The organism is Geobacillus thermoleovorans (assembly GCF_001610955.1).
GTDB classification, from domain to species: Bacteria; Bacillota; Bacilli; order Bacillales; family Anoxybacillaceae; genus Geobacillus; species Geobacillus thermoleovorans.
Genome location: NZ_CP014335.1, coordinates 1,817,681 through 1,836,307, shown reverse-complemented (window position 1 = coordinate 1,836,307; position 18,627 = coordinate 1,817,681). Strand labels below are relative to the sequence as shown.

Sequence of the window (18,627 nt, the reverse complement as noted above, 5' to 3'; positions counted from 1 at the left end):
ACGTGAAGCCCGTGTTGATGTGTCGTGACGTCGTCGTTGACTTCGATGGATTTCGTGCTTTGCAAGGTGTTGATCTCGCGGTTTACCCTCATGAAGTGCGGTTTTTGATCGGCCCGAACGGAGCGGGGAAAACGACGCTGCTCGATGTCATTTGCGGACGGACGAGAGCGACGGACGGCCGAGTGCTGTTTTTCTCCCATGACATCACGAAACGGCCCGAATATGAAATTGTGCAAATGGGGATCGCCCGGAAGTTTCAAAGCCCTTCCATTTTTCCATTTTTGACGGTGTGGGAAAATATGGAGTTAGCCATGCGACAAGATCGGCGTCTGCGTTCCGTTTTGCGGGCGAAGTTGACTGGAGAAGAGAAAGAAATGATGGCAGCACAGCTAGAGAAAATTGGATTGCTCGATGAACGTCATCGCTTAGCGGGCACCCTGTCTCATGGCCAAAAGCAGTGGTTGGAAATTGGCATGCAGCTGATTCAGCGCCCGCAACTTCTCTTATTGGATGAGCCGATTGCCGGCATGAGCGCGGCGGAACGGGAGCGCACGGGGGAATGGCTGCACGAAATCGCCAAACATTGTGCGGTGATCATTGTGGAGCATGATATGGACTTTGTCCGCCGTTATTCGAAGCAAGTGACGGTCATGCATGAAGGAAAAGTATTGTGCGAAGGCTCGATTGATGAGGTGCAGCAAAACGAACAAGTCATCGATGTGTATCTTGGAAGGAGGAAAAACGCGTGTTATGCCTCCGGAATGTAACCGCTGGCTATGACGGAAGTGTGGTGCTCGATCATGTTGACATGGATGTTCCTCTTGGTCGGGTGACGGCGGTGTTGGGCAGAAACGGAGTCGGCAAAACGACGTTGATGAAAACGATCATCGGGTTGATTCGCCCGATGTCAGGCGTGATCGAATGGGAAGGAGAAGATATCACGCGATGGCCGCCGGAGCGTCGGGCGCGGGCAGGGATCGGCTATGTGCCGCAAGGGAGGGAAATTTTTTCGGCGTTGACGGTGGAGGAAAATATTCTTCTCGGGCTGGAAGCGCAGGCCGAAAAAGTCCGTCCCCAGCCGACCCTTGATGAAATGTACGCGCTGTTCCCGATTTTAAAAGAGATGCGCCAGCGAAAAGGAGGAGATTTAAGCGGCGGACAGCAGCAACAGCTGGCCATTGCCCGCGCGTTGGCCGGCCGACCGAAACTGCTCTTGCTTGATGAACCGATGGAAGGCATTCAGCCCTCGATCGTTGCGTTGATTCATGATGCGATTATGAAAATTGCCAAAGAAAAGCAGGTTGGCATCATATTGGTCGAACATAACGTGGAGCTGGCGTTTTCTTGTGCCGATCGTTTCTATATTTTGGATCGCGGCGCTGTCGTGGCGAAAGGGGATGTCGATGGGGCTGATTTGACTTATATTCAATCGTTTCTTGCTGTTTAAGCAGCAGACAGCGGTGTTAGCGAATGAGAGATTTTTTGAACCTGCGAGTATAGGCGGGAGCATTCAAGAGGGGGGAAGAGATGAGTGAAACTGACTCCGCGTGAACAGGAAAAGCTGCTGATCGTCGTTGCCGCTGATTTGGCGCGCCGCCGGAAAGAGCGGGGCTTGAAGCTAAATTATCCGGAAGCGGTGGCGCTCATTACGTATGAACTGATGGAAGGAGCCCGCGACGGGCGGACGGTGGCGGAGTTGATGCAATACGGCGCAACGATTTTGACGCGCGATGATGTGATGGAAGGCGTCGCTGACATGATCGACGAGATTCAAGTCGAGGCGACGTTTCCGGACGGCACGAAACTCGTCACTGTCCACCAGCCGATCCGGTCGTAATAGCGCCGGCCGATTCCGATGAAGGTGGATAAAGGAGTGATCTTATGATCCCAGGAGAATACCGATTGCGCGACGAACCGATTGTGTGCAACCGGCAAAAGCCGGTTACGAAGCTGACGGTCATAAACCGCGGCGACCGCCCGGTGCAGGTCGGTTCCCATTTTCACTTTTTTGAAGTCAATTCGTTTCTCGAATTTGACCGACAGGCCGCATACGGAAAACATTTGAACATTCCAGCCGGGACAGCGGTTCGTTTTGAGCCCGGAGATGCGAAGCAAGTAGAGCTTGTTCCGTTCTCCGGCAAGCGCCGGGTGTACGGACTAAACAATATGGTCAACGGTCCGCTTGATGGCAGCAAGAAGGGAGAGTAAGAGAATGAGTTTTTCCATGTCAAGACGGCAATACGCGGATATGTTTGGACCGACGACCGGGGACTGCATCCGGTTGGCGGATACGGACTTATGGGTTGAAATTGAGCATGACTATACGGTTTACGGCGATGAAGTGAAATTCGGCGGTGGGAAGGTGATTCGCGACGGGATGGGGCAACATCCGCTCGCAACCCGCGACGAAGCGGTCGATTTAGTGCTGACGAATGCCGTCATCGTTGATTACACCGGCATTTACAAAGCCGATATCGGGATCAAAGATGGAAACATCGCCGCCATCGGCAAGGCTGGGAATCCGCTGTTAATGGATGGCGTCAATATTGTCATCGGCGCCTCAACGGAAGTGATCGCGGCGGAAGGAAAAATCGTGACAGCCGGCGGGGTCGACGCCCATATCCATTTCATTTGCCCGCAGCAAATCGAAACTGCTCTATCATCGGGCATTACGACGATGATCGGCGGCGGGACCGGGCCGGCGACCGGAACGAATGCCACGACGTGCACGCCGGGAGAGTGGAACATTTACCGGATGCTTGAAGCCGCCGAAGCGTTCCCGATGAATATCGGTTTTTTAGGAAAAGGCAACGCATCGGCGAAAGAGCCGATCGCTGAGCAAGTCCGCGCCGGAGCGATTGGACTCAAACTTCATGAAGACTGGGGAACGACGGCGGCGGCGATTGATGCGTGCTTGCGAGTGGCGGATGAGTACGATGTGCAAGTCGCCATTCATACCGATACATTGAATGAAGGCGGGTTTGTCGAGCATACACTGAAGGCCATTAACGGGCGCGTCATTCATACATACCATACGGAAGGAGCCGGAGGGGGGCATGCGCCCGATATTATGAAAGTCGCCAGCTTCCCGAACATTTTGCCTTCTTCCACGAATCCGACGCGGCCGTATACGAAAAACACGCTTGATGAGCATTTAGATATGTTAATGGTGTGCCATCATTTAGATCCGTCCGTTCCGGAAGACATTGCCTTTGCCGATTCGCGCATCCGCAAAGAAACGATTGCTGCTGAAGATATTTTGCACGACATCGGCGCGTTCAGCATGATCAGTTCCGACTCGCAAGCGATGGGGCGCGTCGGTGAAGTCATTTTACGCACGTGGCAAACGGCCGACAAAATGAAAAAACAGTTTGGCCGCTTGCCGGAGGAAACGGGGCGGGGCGATAATGTTCGCGTCAAACGGTATGTAGCCAAATACACGATCAATCCAGCCATTACGCATGGGATTGCCGAATATGTCGGCTCGGTGGAAGTCGGAAAATTCGCGGATTTGGTCGTTTGGCATCCCGCTTTTTTCGGGGTCAAGCCTGAGCTCGTCATCAAAGGCGGGATGATCGCCTACAGCGTGATGGGCGACCCGAACGCCAGCATTCCGACGCCGCAACCCGCGCTGTACCGCCCGATGTTCGCCAGCTATGGCGCCGCCATCGCGAAAACGTCCATTACGTTTTTGTCCAAAGCGGCGTTCGAGCGCGGCATTCCGGACAAGCTGGGGCTGCACAAAATCGTCAAGCCGGTTGGAAACATTCGCTCTTTGACTAAACACGATATGGTATTCAACAACGCCATGCCCCAAATCGATGTCGATCCGCAGACGTATGAAGTGAAGGTCGACGGGCGGCTCATTACGTGCGAGCCGGCCGAAGTGGTGGCCATGGCGCAACGATATTTTCTTTTTTGAGGTGATGATGATGATTATTGAAACGATTATCGGCAATATTCAAACCCTCCCTTCTCTCCCCCCGCACATCGAACGGGTGTACATGGCAAGCGACGATTTAGTGAAACGAATCCAGCGGGTCGTGACCGATCACGGGCGGGAACTTGGCATTCGCCTAAAGGAAGCTAAAGAATTGGCGGATGGAGATGTATTGTGGATGGATGACCATAACGCGATCGTTGTTTCCGTTCTTCCCGAGGATTTGCTTGTTATAAAGCCGGTTTCGTTGAAACAAATGGGGGAGATCGCTCATCAGCTCGGCAACCGCCATTTGCCCGCCCAATTCGAGGAAGGGGAAATGCTCGTCCAATATGACTATTTAGTCGAAGAGCTGCTTCAGCAGCTCGCCATCCCGTACAAGCGGGAAAAACGGAAAGTAAAACAAGCGTTCCGCCATATCGGGCATCGCCATGACTGACCAACAGTTGTTGTGGCTGCTGCAGCTCTCCGATTCGAATTTTCCGTCTGGAGCATTTTCCCATTCCTTTGGGTTTGAAACATACATGTACAATGAACAAATTTGCGATGCCAAAACGTTTGGCGATGTGCTTGTCGCTTATATTCAGACCCAGCTGACGTATACGGATGGATTGGCGTGCCGGATCGCCTATGAGCAGTTGGAAGTCGACCGTATGGAAGGACTGCGGCGGCTGAACGACACGCTGTTTGCTCTCTGCTTGGCGAAGGAAACGCGAGAAGGAACGAGAATGATTGGGGGGCGCTTATGGAAACTGTGCCGCGACATTTACGGAGTCGATGAATTGGATGAGATCGTGCAAACGACGCGGTCCATTCATCCGGCCATTGTGTTTGCGGCGGTTGGCCGCAAAATCGGAGCAGCCAAACAAACGACGGTGCTGACGTATTTGTTTGCTTCCGTACAAACGATGGTGCAAAACGCGGTCCGCGGCATCCCCCTCGGTCAAACGGACGGGCAAAAGCTTCTTGTCATGGTGCAGCCATATTTGATTCATGCCGCAAGCATCATCGAGACGCTCGACGAAGAGGAGCTCGGAGCGGCAGCCGTTGGTCTGGAAATTGCACAAATGCAGCATGAACGTCTTCCTGTTCGATTGTTTATGTCGTAAATCTTGTTTGACGTGGAACGAAAGAAGGACAGAGAAGGGAGAATCCAGAATGGAACCGGTACGAATCGGCATCGGCGGCCCGGTCGGCGCCGGCAAAACGATGCTTGTCGAGAAGCTGACGCGGGCGATGCATCGCCGCTTTAGCATCGCGGTCATTACGAATGATATTTATACAAAAGAAGATGCCCAATTTTTAATCAAACACAGCGTTCTGCCGGAAGATCGGATTATCGGCGTCGAAACGGGCGGATGCCCGCATACGGCCATTCGCGAAGACGCATCAATGAATTTTGCGGCCATTGATGAACTGAAACGGCGCCATCCAGATGTGGAACTCATTTTGATCGAGAGCGGCGGCGATAACTTGGCGGCGACCTTCAGCCCGGAGTTGGTTGATTTCTCCATTTATGTCATCGACGTCGCCCAAGGGGAGAAAATTCCGCGCAAAGGCGGGCAAGGGATGATTAAGTCGGATTTGCTCGTGATCAACAAAATCGACCTTGCCCCTTACGTCGGCGCCAGTCTGGAAGTGATGGAACGGGACGCCAAAGCAGCGCGAGGGGCGAAGCCGGTCATTTTTACGAATTTAAAAGAAGAGATTGGTCTTTTTGACGTTGTGGATTGGATCGAAAAACAGGTGCTGCTGGCAGGGCTGGAAGAATGAGCTGGACGGGGCGTTTGCGATGTACAGCGGTCGTGAAAAACGGCCGCACCGTCATTTTGGACAACTATAGTGAAGGGGCGCTGAAACTGATGCGTCCTGTTTACCTCGACCCGGCTCATCCGACGTTATATCTTGTCCACGTGGGCGGCGGGTATGTCGATGGGGATTCATATGATATGGAAATCTTCCTCGAGCCCAGCGCCCGGTTGATGGTGACGACCCAGTCGGCGGCGAAAATCTACAAAACTCCTTCAACGCCTGTAAGGCAGTATACACGATTGTCACTTGGGGAGCAAAGCGTACTTGAATATTTCCCCGACCCGACGATCGCCTATGAGCATGCGCGCTTTTATCAAGAAACGACGGTGTACATCACGCCAAGCTCCACGTTCGTTTATGGCGAAATCATCACACCTGGATGGTCGGAAAGCGGCGAGCTGTTCCGCTACGATTGGATTCGTTCGAAACTGAAGGTGTATCAAGACGAAGTGCTCGTTCTGTTTGATCATCTGTACTTGGATTCGCGGCAGCACTTAATGAGCATGCTGCAGCTTGGCGGCTATACGCATGTCGGATCATTGGTGGCTCTTTCTCCGTTTATCACAAAGGAAGTGTTAGAACAGTTCAACCAATTCATGGAAGAGATGCCGCAAGAGGTTCGCTGCGGTTTTTCAGCGGCGGCCGTTCCAGGCTTTTCTGTACGTATATTGGCGTATGAAACATCGGTCATCGAAGCGATATTCCAACGCGTCCAACAGTTCATTCGCCAACAATGCGGTGAGAAAGCGCCAGTCTGCTGGAGGAAATATTGAGAAGGGAAAGGATGAAGACAATGGGATCGATATGGCCTGTGCTCTTGTTTGGATTGTTGCTAGGAATGAAGCATGCGACGGAACCGGATCACGTCATTGCCGTTTCGACCGTTGCCAGCCGGACGAAAAAACTGTCCCTTTCATCGCTGGCCGGCATGTTTTGGGGAATCGGCCATACGTTGACGCTGCTTGTCGTCGGGATGGCGATGATCGCCTTTGAGCGGCAAATTCCTGAACAGATTGCTTCTTATCTTGAAATGGGCGTCGGCATCATGATCGTTATTCTAGGAATTGCTAGTTTCCGTTCGACAATGAGGCTGGATCATCGTCACCAAGGCGATATTCATCATTTGCATGTGAAATCGACATTGATCGGCATCGTCCACGGTTTAGCCGGCAGCGCAGGAATGGTGTTGTTGACGATGACGACGGTCAAAGGAACTTGGATGGCTCTTGCTTTTATTTTGATTTTTGGCCTAGGAACGGTCATCGGCATGATGCTGTTCACGACGTTTCTCGGGATTCCGTTTGTTTGGATGAAAGCGAAACAGCAAGTCATGAATCAATGGATCGTGAAAACCGTCTCCCTCATCAGCATCGCCTATGGGGTCTATTACATGTATCATATCGCCGCCGAAATTTGACGCTCCTCGCGGCTGGCGTCATAGGTGGAGGGTTGTTCAAAACAAAGAAGCACCGGTCTTGGGAGAAGGCCGGTGCTTCTTTTTCGATGCGGCGTCATCATCACATCGTGTCACGCCAGTGGTTTCACCAGCAATAACTCATCCCGAATTGGAATGCCGTCAGGACTTGTTTTCGGAATGCTTGGCTTGATTCGCCGCGCCTTGTCGACAGCGTTCGGAAAGACATTCACAATTTGGTAGCCGCGCTTTTGGTAGAAACGAAGCGCATGCAAGTTGTCGTTGGTGGTGATCAGTTGAACAGCGGTGCACCTTTGTTGTCTCGCCCATGTCTCCGCCTCATGCAAAAGGGTGCTGCCGACGCCGCGGTTTTCCATTATGCTGTCTAGCGAGATGATCTCGCATTCGTTTCCGCGAATCACAAACGTAATGAGCCCGATGATCCGCTGTCCATTCTCGACAGCCGCAAATCCATCCAGTTCGCTGCAGTTATAGATGCCGGTCGAGACAACCATTTGCGGACTTCCCCAATGGTTGGTGAAAAACTGGTTGACCATGGCGCGGTTCAATTGTTTGATTGGAACGATGTTCAAAGCATTCCTCCTCCTTTTATCCATAAGACTTGCACTTGCGTGTGTAGCGGGTCACCCCCATCCCCTCTTGAATCAAAGGGACGTGTCTTTTTGCATCATCGCGCGTTGGAACGATTGAAAAACGGAAAAGGAAATGAATGTAAGCGCAATTCCTGCCGCATATGGCAAACTGGGCTTTAAGGTGAACAGCCAGCCGACGATCGCCGGACCGCCAATGCGGCCGAGCGAATCGAACGAGGATAAAACGCCTGTCGCACTTCCTTGGCCATCCGCTGTATGCTTCGTTAACAAGGCGGAGACGCACGGGCGGATGACGCCGTTGCCAATGCCGAAAATCGTTAAATAGAGCGCGGCTGTCCAAAAGCTATGAACGAATAAAATGAGAAAAAAGCCAACTGCTGACAAGAACAGCCCGAAACGAATGACAGCGCCTTCCCCGAATGAGCGGATCAGTTTTCCAAGAAGCCCCCCTTGAACGACGGCCCCTGCAAGCCCCATGATCATGAAAATGTAACCGAGCTCCGTCGACGAAAGCCCCGCTCGTTCAGCGGCAAAATAGGCGAACGTCGCTTCAAGTCCAGCGAGGGAAAACGTTGTGATCAGCTGCAGTAAGTATAGGCGCGCTACAGGCCCTTGGAGGGCGGCCGCAAGCGATGGCCGCTTTGTTCGTATATTCATTCGTTTTTCTCTCGGAAGCGACTCATGCAAGAAAACGAAAACGAATAGAGCGGTCAAGAGCGCCAAGCTGCCTGCCATCCAAAACGGAGCGGTTAAGCTCGCTTTCGAGAACACGCCGCCGATCCCCGGTCCGAAAATGAATCCAAGCCCAACGGCCGCTCCGATCATCCCCATTGCTTTGCCCCGGTCTTCTTCGGTTGTCACATCTGCGACATATGCCATAGCGGTCGGCATCGTGGCGGCAGATAAACATCCCCCGATGATGCGAGCGGCAAACAACATCCAAAGTGTTGTGGCGGCGGCGAGCAAGAAAAACGAAAGGGCCAAACCAAAAATGCCGACAAGCAACATCGGTTTTCGTCCATATCGGTCCGATAATTTCCCCCACATCGGCGCAAATAAAAATTGCATGAACGAATAAGTGGCCATTAACCAACCGAGCTGTGTTGGAGTAGCGCCGATTTTTTCTGCGTAAAACGGAAGGACGGGAATGATGATGCCAAACCCGGCCATGACCAAAAACATCACAAGAAACAAAAGCGATAAATCACGGCGATTGCCCATGATCATCATCTCCACGATATGGTTTGCCTCTTTCATCATAATGGAAAGACAGGCGTTTTTCAAAGCAGATCGCACCTTGCTTGGCCGTTCCGACGAGGCTGGGGATCACTCCTGAATGTCGCCCACAAACCATTTTCCTTCCTCCCCATTGACAATGGAAGCGGTTTTCGCGAGACTGGAGGTAAACGGTTCGACAAACAATGAAGCGGACTTTGGACCGGCATCCGCCCAGGGTGCGAAACGACAAACACGCATGGGAGAGAATGGTGCATGATGACCAAAAACGAAATCCAAAAGTGGATAAAGGAATTCCCGCTGCTTAAAACGATCATGGCGGCCGAAGAGGTGTTTTGGCGCAATCCAAAATATCACGCGTTTGCGCAAGCTATTCGAACGATTCCTTTACGCGAACGCGATGTCAAGGAGGCGGAAGAACGATTGCGCCGCTTTGCCCCCTACATCGCGAAAGTTTTTCCCGAGACGCGGCCGGCCTATGGCATCATCGAATCCCCTTTAGTCCGGATTCCGAACATGCAACGGCGTTTGGAAAAGATGTTTCAGACCAACATCGAGGGGGAGCTGTTGCTAAAATGCGACAGCCATCTCCCGATTTCCGGGTCGATCAAGGCGCGTGGGGGCATTTACGAAGTGTTGAAACACGCGGAAGATCTTGCGCTCGCAAACGGTATGATCGCCATAGGAGAGGACTATGCGGTCATGGCCAGCGAAGAATTCCGGCAGTTCTTTTCCCGCTATTCGCTTGTCGTCGGTTCGACAGGAAATTTAGGCTTGAGCATCGGCATCATCGGGGCGCAGCTTGGGTTCCGCGTCACCGTTCATATGTCAGCCGATGCGAAACAATGGAAAAAAGACTTATTGCGAAGCAAAGGGGTCACCGTCATCGAACATCTCACTGATTACAACAAAGTGGTGGAAGAGGCGCGAAGACAGTCCGCCGAGGATCCAACGTCGTATTTTATCGATGATGAGAACTCGATCCATCTGTTTTTAGGCTATGCGGTGGCGGCGTTTCGGCTGAAAAAGCAATTAGAGGACATGAACATCACGGTTGATGAAACCCATCCGCTCTTTGTGTATCTTCCTTGCGGCGTCGGCGGCGGTCCGGGCGGGGTGACGTTTGGGCTGAAGCTCGTGTACGGCGATCATGTCCATTGCTTTTTCGCTGAGCCGACGCATTCGCCTTGCATGCTGCTTGGGTTGATGACAGGAGAGCACGACCGCGTGTCGGTGCAAGATTTTGGCCTCGACAATAAGACCGAAGCGGACGGGCTAGCGGTGGGTCGGCCGTCGCGGCTGGTGGGAAACATGCTTGAGAACGTCATCAGCGGCGTCTATACGGTGGACGATTCGACGCTTTACCGCTTGCTCGCGGCGATGGTTGAAACGGAGGAAATCTATTTAGAGCCGTCCGCCTTGGCGGGGGTGGCGGGGCCTGTTCGGCTGTTTCGTGATTTGGCGGGGCAAACGTACGTAGAGGCAAACGGTTTGAAAGAAAACATGAAAAACGCCACCCATATTGGCTGGGCGACGGGTGGAAGCATGGTGCCAAAGGATGTGATGGAGGCCTATTATCGGGAAGGCGTGCGCATCGAAACGATGACAGGGAACGGTTTTTCTGAAGGACGATAAGATCATTCCATGGAGTGCTGCGCGAAGACGCGAGATGTTGGAGGGATTGAATGAAAAGCGAAAAGGAAAAGATGGTGGCGGGACACTTGTACAGCCCCGCCGATTTGGAGCTCGTCAAGGAACGAGAGCGGGCGCGGCGGCTCGTTCGTTTGTATAACGAAACGTTGGAAACGGAATGTCAACTACCCCCACTTCGCTAACGCTTGAAGTGGGGGCTTGCAACTCCCCAGAAGTGCAAACGGACTTCGTCCTCCTTCCTTGATTTGGGGTTGCATCAGGGGGCAGGTTGACGACTACCCAACGACGCAGGTCATGCCTGCATCGTTACCGATTCTCTCGGTGTGTCTGTTGGCAGTACTTGGCTTCCACACACAACAGACAGACCTACGCTCGATGTTTTACGGTTACAACGTTTCCTGCAACCAACTCCATACATCGAGCAGCCGTTATTGGAGTGCCTTGATTGAACGGTTTTCTCCACGTCTTTATTCTATCATACCACAAAAGAAAGGGGGAACGCGCATTCCTCTCCCACTTACTCCCTTTGGTCGTTGAAGTGGGAGTCTCCTGCGCGAAATAGGATGAACTTTGATGGCGTGATTTTGGATGTATGTGAAGTGCGAATCGGTGACCATTGTTTTATTGGTCCTGGTGTGCACATTTATACGGCGACTCACCCGCTCGATCCGCACGAACGAAATTCCGGGTTGGAGTACGGAAAGCCGGTTGTGATCGGCCATAACGTCTGGATCGGCGGGCGGGCCGTCATCAACCCGGGCGTCACGATCGGCGACAACGCTGTCATCGCCTCAGGGGCGGTTGTGACAAAAGATGTCCCCGCCAACGCGGTCGTTGGCGGAAACCCGGCGAAAGTGATCAAATGGCTCAAATAGCCCAAGGCCGCGCCCCGCGCAAAGCATGTGCGGGGCGTTTGGTTGCATCATCCTTCTTTGTTACGCCCACTGCACTGCCACCGCCCGAACAGGCGAACCGTCGCAGCTAGGCAAGGAAAGAGGGAGGGCAATAATATACGGGTCATCAAAATCGATTCGCTCGAAGTTCACGAAATTTTCTCCGATCACCCCGTTGGCGCCAAGAATAAGTTCGTGGGCGCGGAACGACGAGCCGTCCGGCGGGTCGATGTTGAGCGCGTCGATGAAAAACGTCCGCACGCCTCGCTCCAGCATCGCTTCAATCACCTCCGGCGCAACGTACGGATGGGAAAAATACCGCTTTGTTCCGGCGTATTGCGACCAGCCGGTATGAAACAACACAATGGTTCCCGGCGACAGCTTCGGGATATACGGAGCGGCATCGGCCATCGTCACCGCTTCGCCTTCCGCTTTTCCGGTGGCATTGATCACGACGCCGCGGCCAAGAAAATACGTGAGCGGCACGTCATCGAGCCGCCAACCGTGTTCGTAAAAGTGAAACGGCGCATCCACATGCGTGCCGCTGTGCGACCCAAGCACCAAGCGGCTGACGTGATAGCCGTCTTGGGCGAACGTCGCCGCCGGTTCGATTTTCGGCTTCGGATCCCCCGGGTACACCGGAGTTTGGGCCGTGATCGGCATGGTGAGGTCGATGAGTGTTTTGATGTTCATTTCCAAATCTCCTTCTACACTATTTTTGGCTGCTTTTATCATACAACAAAAACATAGGAGAAGGAGGAATTAGAAAGCCATCATCATGCCTTGCGGGGCTGAACGGTTAGCTGAGGAAATGTTGCGCCGAACGTTGGGCGGCCGGTGACCAAGGGCTATGTTGCTTGTCTTTCCGCGAACAGGGGCAAGCAGTTTGGCGGCAAACCGAGCGACGGAGTGTTATCATAGAGAGGGGAGGGGAACGTCACCCGTAACGAGAGAGGCGAATGATGGCGCTGCATGGCAACGGACGGCTTTCGTAAACAAAGGACAAGTGGAAGGATTTTCACGCGCGATGGCGAATGAAACAAATAAACAGGGCATGCGGGACATATACTGAAGGGGAAAATTTCGGCCGCGTGCTTAAAAGAAGGGAAGGGTGAAAAGATGTCAATCGCGGTGCAGAAACAGAAGCTATACATCAACGGCGAATGGCGGGAAGCCAAGTCGTACACTGAGCTGAAATCGCCATACTCACGCGAGACGATTGCCGAAATTCCGACAGCGACAGAAGAAGAAGTCGATGAAGCCATTGCCGCGGCATACGCCGCGCGGCAAACGATGACTGCCATGCCAGCGCATGAACGAGCCGCCATTTTAGAGCGGGTCGTCGAGCAGCTGAAAGAGCGGCAGGAAGAAGCGGCGAGGTTGATCGCGCTGGAAGCAGCCAAACCGATCACCACGGCGAAAGGGGAAGTCGCCCGCACGATCCAAACGTACAAATTCGCCGCCGAAGAAGCCAAACGCATTCATGGGGAAACACTGCCGCTCGACGCCGCGCCGGGTGGGGAAAATCGCATCGCCTTGACGGTCCGCGAGCCGATCGGCGTCATCGGGGCGATTACGCCGTTTAACTTCCCGATGAACTTGGTCGCCCATAAACTTGGCCCGGCCATCGCCTCGGGCAACACAGTTGTGTTAAAACCAGCCAGCCAAACGCCGCTGTCCGCCTACTTTATTGCCGAACTGTTCGAAAAAGCCGGTTTGCCGAAAGGGGCGCTCAACGTCGTCACGGGAAGCGGCCGCACGGTCGGCGACAAAATCGTCACCGACCCGCGCATCAGCATGATCACCTTCACCGGCAGCCCGGAAGTCGGCATCGCGATCCGCAATAAAGCAGGCTTAAAGCGGGTGACGTTGGAGCTTGGCTCCAACTCGGCCGTGATCGTCGACGAGCAGGTCGATCTTGACCGCATCATCCCGCGCTGCGTATTTGGCGCGTTCACGTTCCAAGGACAAGTATGTATTTCGCTCCAGCGCGTCTATGTCCATGAAAAGCGCTATGACGAGTTCGTCGAAAAATTTGTCGCCGCCGCGAAACAGTTGAAAACAGGCGACCCGTTGGATCCAACCACCGATGTATCCGCCTTGATTACGCCAAACGATGTCGACCGGGCGCTCTCTTGGATCGAAGAGGCAAAACAAGGCGGCGCCAACGTCGTCCTCGGCGGCGAGCGCGACGGCAATATCTTGCTTCCGACGGTCATTGTGGACGCCGAACCGACGATGAAAGTGTCTTGCCAAGAAGTGTTCGCCCCGATCGTCTTGATCAACCGCGTCCGTTCGATCGATGAAGCCATTGAACTTGTCAATGACTCGCGCTACGGCTTGCAGGCGGGCATCTACACCGACAACGTCCATACCGCGTGGAAAGCGGCGAAACAACTGCACGTTGGCGGCGTGTTGATTAACGACATCCCAACGTTCCGCGTTGACCATATGCCGTACGGCGGCGTGAAAGAAAGCGGGTTTGGCCGCGAAGGGATTCGCTATGCGATCGAGGAAATGACGGAGTTGAAATTGATTATTTTTAACCAGAATTAAGCGGGATGAGAAGAGATTGGAGTAAAGTTTGTTCCTAAAATTCTAGAAGAATAGTTGCGCAGCCTTGGAGAGAGTGGCACTCCAAGGCTGTATGTTTAAGCGTGCTTTTCCAAAATATATCCCCAACGGTTCGAGGCGAGAACAGACAGGTGGTATTGATGCTCGAGCTGTTTGCTGAACCATGCTTTTTTCACGAGAAGCAGGCTTCGGCTTGTATGCAAGAACGTTTTCAGCCCTCCGTGCCGAGGTTTGAGGTCATTCGCAAGCTCTGCTGTCAAGACCGCATTTTGCGGCCAGCGACCCTTCTCGTGCAACGGATGGTACATAAACAGTTCGTATCCATGAACAGGCATTTGGGCGGTCTGCTGAAGCAATGCCAGTTCGAAATTTGGCTTGGGATGATGGATATAATGTTGAATATTCGTTTCGTAAAACGATGCGACGAACAACAGTCCAGTCAGCAACACTCCCCGCGCTCCCCACGTTCCTTTTCTCCATAATTGACTTGCGCAAATGCCAATCAACATGCAAAGCGGCGGATAGACAGGGAGGATGTACCATCTGATTTTCGTCTTAGCTATGGTAAACATGAGAAGCGGGACGCAAATCCAAAGCAAAATCCCGATCACATCTTCTTTCAATCGATGGTCTGTTCCTTCAAACGCTAAAAGACGAACGCCTTGCATGTAACTGATGACCATGATTCCGACCAAGAGCGCCAGCCACCAAAAGAAAAAATGAACAAGAATGATGCCGTAGTAGGTTTCATCGCCGATATGACCTTCAATGGGCCGAGTGGAGCGCAACAACAAGTCATATCCGATCATTTGTTTAAAAAAACTGAATCCATCATAGTGATAGCGGGCAAAAGCCCAAGCGAGCACAGGAACAACGAAGGTGAGCGCTGCCCTCCACCATGCGCGCCAGCGTCCTGACTCCCACTGCCTAGTGATGAGAAAATATAAGACCATGATCAACAGAATGTTCCCCGCATGCCAACTTTTCGTTAAAAAAGCAAGTGAACAGGCAAGGCCCGCTGCATACAACCATCGCGTCTGCCGTCTGGCGGCCAGCAAAGAAAGGATGGATAACGTAAAGAAGAATACAAAGAGCGAATCCGCATCTCCTGTGCGAGCGCAATGGTTGAGAAGATATTGGGTGCTAGTAGACAAGGCAAGCAATGAGACGATCGCGGCCATGCTTCCAAACCGTTTTTTCACAAATAGCGCAATGGCAACGGCCGTGAGCGTAGCGCAAATGCCAGACATCAGCCGCAAACCAAGCGCGTTCATCCCAACGAGTTTATAGCCAATCATGATCGCCCAGTAGCTAACAGGAGGCTTTAAATTCCAGTAATCAGGATGCCCAAGGTATGTGTTGACGATCAAGTTTCCATGCCTCAGCATTTCGTATGCATTGACGCCATGACGCGCTTCGTCCCAGCTTGAAATCGGGAATGTTCCTAGATGATAAAAGACGTTGTAGACCATCATCGAGAAGATCGAAGCCGCCGCTGCATAAAACGAGATGTTTCGTACACTTGGATTTCTCATGCGATCCACTCCTTTATCGGCACGCTGTGCTTCGAAAAAAAGCAACACCGACATAGAAGCTATTACAAGTAGATGAAGATGTCAAGCATGGATGTGTTGGAGAACATGATATTTTTGCCGCCAACAAGGAAAAAACAATCTTCATGGCGAATGAAAAGAAATGAATCATCATTCAGAGGAGGAGAGCCATGGAAACGGTTGTGCTGACATTTGACCAAAACAAAGCGATATTGGAACTGAACCGCCCGCAGGCGTTAAATGCTATGGATGTGCAAATGCTAACGGAACTCGTCGACGCGCTGCGGAAAATCAAGGAAAGTGATGCTTCCGTTGTCGTCATCCGCGGCAAAGGGAGAGGATTTTCTGCGGGTGGCGACATTAAGACAATGCTGGCGGTTGATGACCCGAGCCAATTTCAAACCGTGATGAAAACGATTCAGGAGATGATCATGCTCTTGTATACGATGCCGAAAATCACCGTTTCGCTCATCCATGGCCCAGCGGCCGGCCTTGGGTTCAGCTTTGCCTTGGCGAGCGATTACCTCATCGCCACGAAAGAAGCGCGCTTGGCGATGAATTTCATCGGCATCGGCCTCATCCCAGACGGCGGCGGGCATTTCTTCTTGGCCCAGCGGGTCGGCACGGCGAAAGCCAAACAGATCATTTGGGAAGGAAAACCGATGAGCGCGGACGAAGCGCAACACCTTGGACTTGTCGATCTCGTCGTTGACAATGAGGAGCAAGCCGAACAATTCATCGCTTCCTTGCGGGAAAAACCGCTTCAAGCCATGATCGCCACGAAAATGGTGTACGTCGAACAAACAAAAGAAGAGTTGCTTCGCGTGCTCGAACTCGAAACCGACGCCCAACAGCGCATGCGGCAAACCGAAGACCACCGCGAAGGCGTTCGCGCCTTTTTAGAAAAGCGGAAGCCGGTGTTTCGGGGGAGGTAAGAGGGATTGAGACAACAAACTCCTGCCTGACTGCGCTTGTGTGCATCTTGGCAGGAGTCTCTTTTTTAGTACAAATACCTGTATTAACGGAAGGGTCTTGTTAATTTACCTGTTGGCTAGTCTTTGCTTTATATAGAGCAGTTGAATTTCTGATAATAAGCTTTGGAGGCACAAAGATTTGCTGACGTTTTTGTAACGGATTTTCAACTGTCGATATAATTAGTTTTACAGCTTCTTGCCCCAATAATTTTTCTTGTTGCCTCATACATGTAGGCGGAACTTTGAGAAGATGCGAAAACTCATAGTCATCAAACATAATAATAGATAAGTCTTGTGGAATAGTATAGCCCATTTCCAGGGCTACTTCCATAACTGTCAGGCCATTATTTATCACAAATAGGGCGGTGATATCCCGGTGGTTAGAGAGGAAGTCCCTGATTTTATCCTTATTTGTATTATCATGCTCCTCAAGTGTAAGATCTAAGAGATACAAGTGATGATCGATGGGAATATTATACTCTGTTAGTGCTTTTTCAAATCCTTTAATTCTGTCCTCGATGCTAGTTGTTCCTTCCGGAATACTAGAGATGATCCCTATTTTAGCATGCCCTAAATCAAGCAAATGCTTTGTTGCCTCGTAGGCGCCTAAAATATTATCCGTGCAGACGCTATTAGCACCAATTCCTCGAAAGTAACGGTCTATAAGGACTAGAGGAAATTTTTCTATCGAAATCGCTTTCCGAGATTTTGGTTCCGGAAATGTGGGTTTAAAAGAATGGTTAAATGCGGTAAAAGCGGAGTTTGAGAAACAACATCCGGATGTAAAAGTTCGATTTGTGCCAATTCAGGCATCTGAAGGTGACTTTTTTGCGAAACTCGCTTTGATGGTAAAGAATGAGCAAACGGCTCCCGACATTGTTACGGAAGACACTTTTATGATTAACTCTGATGCCGCCGCTGGCAATATAGATCCTCTAGATAAATACATTAATCAGTGGGATGATTGGAAAAATTTTAACGATAGTGTCAAGCAAGGAGTAACAGCTGTTGATGGAAAGATATATGGCGTTCCTTATAGTACAGATACACGTGGGCTTTGGTATAACGTAAATATTTTTAGTAAAGCAGGTCTTCCGGTACCGTGGAACCCAAAAAGCTGGGATGATGTGTTAGAGGCCGCCAAAACCATTAAAGAGAAAGTACCGGGGGTTGTCCCGTTCTGGGCAAATTCCGGCAAGGCAACAGGAGAGGCAACGTCGATGCAGACGTTTGAAATGCTTCTGTATGGAACAAATGATACACTTTACAACTTTGATACAAAAAAGTGGGTTGTTAAAAGCCAAGGATTCTTGGATTCCCTCGAGTTTATCCATGAAATTTATTCGAATGGTCTAGGGCCGGAATTATCACAGGTATTGACAGGGAAAGCTGGGGACATTGTTCAGACAGAGTTAATGCCCAAGGAAAAAGTAGGCATTGTATTGAACGGGAATTGGGTTCCAGGGGTTTGGAGAGAGGGAGGTCCTTCACCTTGGCCAGAAGGGACAAAAGTATATAAACTGACTGCAATGCCAACACAACATGGACAGGATCCGGGTTTTACCTCAATGTCCGGAGGATGGGCGCTCTCGATTCCGACTAAAGCTGACAATAAGGATTTAGCATGGGAGTTTATTAAGTTGGCTACTAGCAAAGAATATAACAAATTATATGTCCTGAAGCAAGGGGATTTGACCCCACGTACTGATGTTGCTCAGGACCCAGAAGTGCTTAACGCTCCTGGAAGTGTCACAAAAGAAGCCGCTAGCTTTATTAAATTTACACATTTTAGACCTGGGGTGGATAAATATCCGGCGGTTTCTACTGCTATCCAGGCAGCTGTAGAAGCGGTTGCTACGGGGAGTCTCAGTCCTACAGAGGCGATGGATCAATATGCAAGGGAGGTTACACGCATAGTGGGATCCGAAAATGTAGAGGTTCGAGAATATAAATAAAATTATAAA

The 18,627-nt window shown here is 51.5% G+C and carries 20 protein-coding genes and 1 pseudogene; 16 read left to right on the top strand and 5 right to left on the bottom strand.

Translation table 11 applies throughout. The features are described 5' to 3' along the window. The first annotated feature begins 2 nt into the window (after positions 1-2). The 10 genes from urtD (at position 3) to GT3570_RS09120 (ending at position 7,169) form a co-directional block, all read left to right on the top strand. Positions 3-767 (top strand): urea ABC transporter ATP-binding protein UrtD, encoded by a 765-nt coding sequence (gene urtD / locus GT3570_RS09165; protein ID WP_062898664.1) that lies wholly within the window; start codon positions 3-5, stop codon positions 765-767. After that, the gene (gene urtE / locus GT3570_RS09160) at positions 746-1,447 is read left to right on the top strand and encodes an urea ABC transporter ATP-binding subunit UrtE (protein WP_062898663.1); all 702 of its coding nucleotides are present in this window, start codon (positions 746-748) and stop codon (positions 1,445-1,447) included. Before urtD ends, urtE begins: the two co-directional genes overlap by 22 nt. A gap of 84 nt (positions 1,448-1,531) precedes the next feature. Further along, on the top strand, positions 1,532-1,837 hold the full coding sequence (gene ureA / locus GT3570_RS09155) for an urease subunit gamma (protein WP_020755308.1): 306 nt from the start codon (positions 1,532-1,534) through the stop codon (positions 1,835-1,837). A 44-nt stretch (positions 1,838-1,881) separates the two neighbouring features. Then, positions 1,882-2,208: an urease subunit beta gene (locus GT3570_RS09150; protein ID WP_062898662.1), complete on the top strand. Its 327-nt coding sequence runs from the start codon at positions 1,882-1,884 to the stop codon at positions 2,206-2,208. Positions 2,209-2,212: 4 nt separating this feature from the next. Next, complete coding sequence (gene ureC / locus GT3570_RS09145) at positions 2,213-3,922, top strand: urease subunit alpha (protein ID WP_023633743.1); 1,710 nt, start codon at positions 2,213-2,215, stop codon at positions 3,920-3,922. 10 nt (positions 3,923-3,932) lie between these two features. After that, positions 3,933-4,379, top strand: a complete 447-nt coding sequence (gene ureE, locus GT3570_RS09140) for an urease accessory protein UreE (RefSeq protein ID WP_021321542.1) — start codon at positions 3,933-3,935, stop codon at positions 4,377-4,379. Beyond that, entirely contained in the window at positions 4,372-5,049 is a 678-nt protein-coding gene (locus GT3570_RS09135; RefSeq protein ID WP_023633742.1) for an urease accessory protein UreF, read from the top strand. The genes ureE and GT3570_RS09135 overlap by 8 nt, the downstream gene beginning before the upstream one ends. Before the next feature lie 49 nt (positions 5,050-5,098). Continuing rightward, the gene (ureG, locus tag GT3570_RS09130; protein ID WP_011231413.1) at positions 5,099-5,713 is read left to right on the top strand and encodes an urease accessory protein UreG; all 615 of its coding nucleotides are present in this window, start codon (positions 5,099-5,101) and stop codon (positions 5,711-5,713) included. Then, complete coding sequence (locus tag GT3570_RS09125; RefSeq protein WP_062898661.1) at positions 5,710-6,525, top strand: urease accessory protein UreD; 816 nt, start codon at positions 5,710-5,712, stop codon at positions 6,523-6,525. Before ureG ends, GT3570_RS09125 begins: the two co-directional genes overlap by 4 nt. Before the next feature lie 20 nt (positions 6,526-6,545). Further along, a complete protein-coding gene (locus GT3570_RS09120) occupies positions 6,546-7,169 on the top strand; it encodes an urease accessory protein UreH (protein ID WP_062898660.1) in 624 nt (207 codons plus the stop codon). 110 nt (positions 7,170-7,279) lie between these two features. Here the strand turns inward: GT3570_RS09120 and GT3570_RS09115 are convergent, their stop codons facing one another. Together GT3570_RS09115 and GT3570_RS09110 are read right to left on the bottom strand one after the other, a co-directional pair. Beyond that, on the bottom strand, positions 7,280-7,759 hold the full coding sequence (locus tag GT3570_RS09115; RefSeq protein WP_023633739.1) for a GNAT family N-acetyltransferase: 480 nt from the start codon (positions 7,757-7,759) through the stop codon (positions 7,280-7,282). 72 nt (positions 7,760-7,831) lie between these two features. Continuing rightward, entirely contained in the window at positions 7,832-9,001 is a 1,170-nt protein-coding gene (locus tag GT3570_RS09110; protein ID WP_062899100.1) for an MFS transporter, read from the bottom strand. Positions 9,002-9,271: 270 nt separating this feature from the next. On the opposite strand from GT3570_RS09110, the gene GT3570_RS09105 reads away from it, so the two are divergent. The 3 genes and pseudogenes from GT3570_RS09105 to GT3570_RS19350 form a co-directional block, all read left to right on the top strand. Continuing rightward, on the top strand, positions 9,272-10,651 hold the full coding sequence (locus tag GT3570_RS09105; RefSeq protein WP_047753036.1) for a D-serine ammonia-lyase: 1,380 nt from the start codon (positions 9,272-9,274) through the stop codon (positions 10,649-10,651). Between the two features lie 50 nt (positions 10,652-10,701). Further along, complete coding sequence (locus GT3570_RS17945; RefSeq protein WP_081133156.1) at positions 10,702-10,851, top strand: maltose acetyltransferase domain-containing protein; 150 nt, start codon at positions 10,702-10,704, stop codon at positions 10,849-10,851. Between the two features lie 528 nt (positions 10,852-11,379). Continuing rightward, positions 11,380-11,544 (top strand): annotated as a pseudogene (locus GT3570_RS19350) (DapH/DapD/GlmU-related protein); the annotation flags it as partial. A 60-nt stretch (positions 11,545-11,604) separates the two neighbouring features. Here GT3570_RS19350 and GT3570_RS09095 read toward each other — a convergent pair. Beyond that, positions 11,605-12,255 carry a cyclase family protein gene (locus GT3570_RS09095; RefSeq protein WP_062898659.1) on the bottom strand — a complete coding sequence of 217 codons (651 nt, stop codon included), beginning with the start codon at positions 12,253-12,255 and terminating at the stop codon, positions 11,605-11,607. A 426-nt stretch (positions 12,256-12,681) separates the two neighbouring features. Here GT3570_RS09095 and GT3570_RS09090 point away from each other — a divergent pair, with 426 nt between their 5' ends. Continuing rightward, entirely contained in the window at positions 12,682-14,118 is a 1,437-nt protein-coding gene (locus GT3570_RS09090) for an aldehyde dehydrogenase family protein (protein WP_062898658.1), read from the top strand. Positions 14,119-14,213: 95 nt separating this feature from the next. On the opposite strand, the gene GT3570_RS09085 is transcribed toward GT3570_RS09090, so the two are convergent. Continuing rightward, a complete protein-coding gene (locus GT3570_RS09085; protein WP_062898657.1) occupies positions 14,214-15,671 on the bottom strand; it encodes an ArnT family glycosyltransferase in 1,458 nt (485 codons plus the stop codon). 188 nt (positions 15,672-15,859) lie between these two features. Between GT3570_RS09085 and GT3570_RS09080 the strand changes: the two genes are divergently transcribed. Further along, a complete protein-coding gene (locus GT3570_RS09080) occupies positions 15,860-16,624 on the top strand; it encodes an enoyl-CoA hydratase (RefSeq protein ID WP_062898656.1) in 765 nt (254 codons plus the stop codon). Between the two features lie 100 nt (positions 16,625-16,724). On the opposite strand, the gene GT3570_RS09075 is transcribed toward GT3570_RS09080, so the two are convergent. Further along, complete coding sequence (locus GT3570_RS09075; protein WP_255515176.1) at positions 16,725-17,327, bottom strand: substrate-binding domain-containing protein; 603 nt, start codon at positions 17,325-17,327, stop codon at positions 16,725-16,727. Positions 17,328-17,385: 58 nt separating this feature from the next. Here GT3570_RS09075 and GT3570_RS09070 point away from each other — a divergent pair, with 58 nt between their 5' ends. Then, positions 17,386-18,618 (top strand): extracellular solute-binding protein, encoded by a 1,233-nt coding sequence (locus GT3570_RS09070; RefSeq protein WP_241771983.1) that lies wholly within the window; start codon positions 17,386-17,388, stop codon positions 18,616-18,618. Positions 18,619-18,627 lie beyond the last annotated feature (9 nt).

Bases quoted from the DNA above. Each gene is read 5' to 3' on its own strand.
- GT3570_RS09105 (WP_047753036.1), top strand. From the start codon at position 9,272: ATGATGACCAAAAACGAAATCCAAAAGTGGATAAAGGAATTCCCGCTG.
- GT3570_RS09125 (WP_062898661.1), top strand. From the start codon at position 5,710: ATGAGCTGGACGGGGCGTTTGCGATGTACAGCGGTCGTGAAAAACGGC.
- GT3570_RS09150 (WP_062898662.1), top strand. From the start codon at position 1,882: ATGATCCCAGGAGAATACCGATTGCGCGACGAACCGATTGTGTGCAAC.
- GT3570_RS09080 (WP_062898656.1), top strand. From the start codon at position 15,860: ATGGAAACGGTTGTGCTGACATTTGACCAAAACAAAGCGATATTGGAA.
- GT3570_RS09120 (WP_062898660.1), top strand. From the start codon at position 6,546: ATGGGATCGATATGGCCTGTGCTCTTGTTTGGATTGTTGCTAGGAATG.
- ureE (WP_021321542.1), top strand. From the start codon at position 3,933: ATGATTATTGAAACGATTATCGGCAATATTCAAACCCTCCCTTCTCTC.
- GT3570_RS09135 (WP_023633742.1), top strand. From the start codon at position 4,372: ATGACTGACCAACAGTTGTTGTGGCTGCTGCAGCTCTCCGATTCGAAT.
- GT3570_RS09085 (WP_062898657.1), bottom strand. From the start codon at position 15,671: ATGAGAAATCCAAGTGTACGAAACATCTCGTTTTATGCAGCGGCGGCT.
- GT3570_RS09110 (WP_062899100.1), bottom strand. From the start codon at position 9,001: ATGGGCAATCGCCGTGATTTATCGCTTTTGTTTCTTGTGATGTTTTTG.
- ureG (WP_011231413.1), top strand. From the start codon at position 5,099: ATGGAACCGGTACGAATCGGCATCGGCGGCCCGGTCGGCGCCGGCAAA.
- GT3570_RS09090 (WP_062898658.1), top strand. From the start codon at position 12,682: ATGTCAATCGCGGTGCAGAAACAGAAGCTATACATCAACGGCGAATGG.
- ureC (WP_023633743.1), top strand. From the start codon at position 2,213: ATGAGTTTTTCCATGTCAAGACGGCAATACGCGGATATGTTTGGACCG.
- GT3570_RS17945 (WP_081133156.1), top strand. From the start codon at position 10,702: ATGAAAAGCGAAAAGGAAAAGATGGTGGCGGGACACTTGTACAGCCCC.
- GT3570_RS09095 (WP_062898659.1), bottom strand. From the start codon at position 12,255: ATGAACATCAAAACACTCATCGACCTCACCATGCCGATCACGGCCCAA.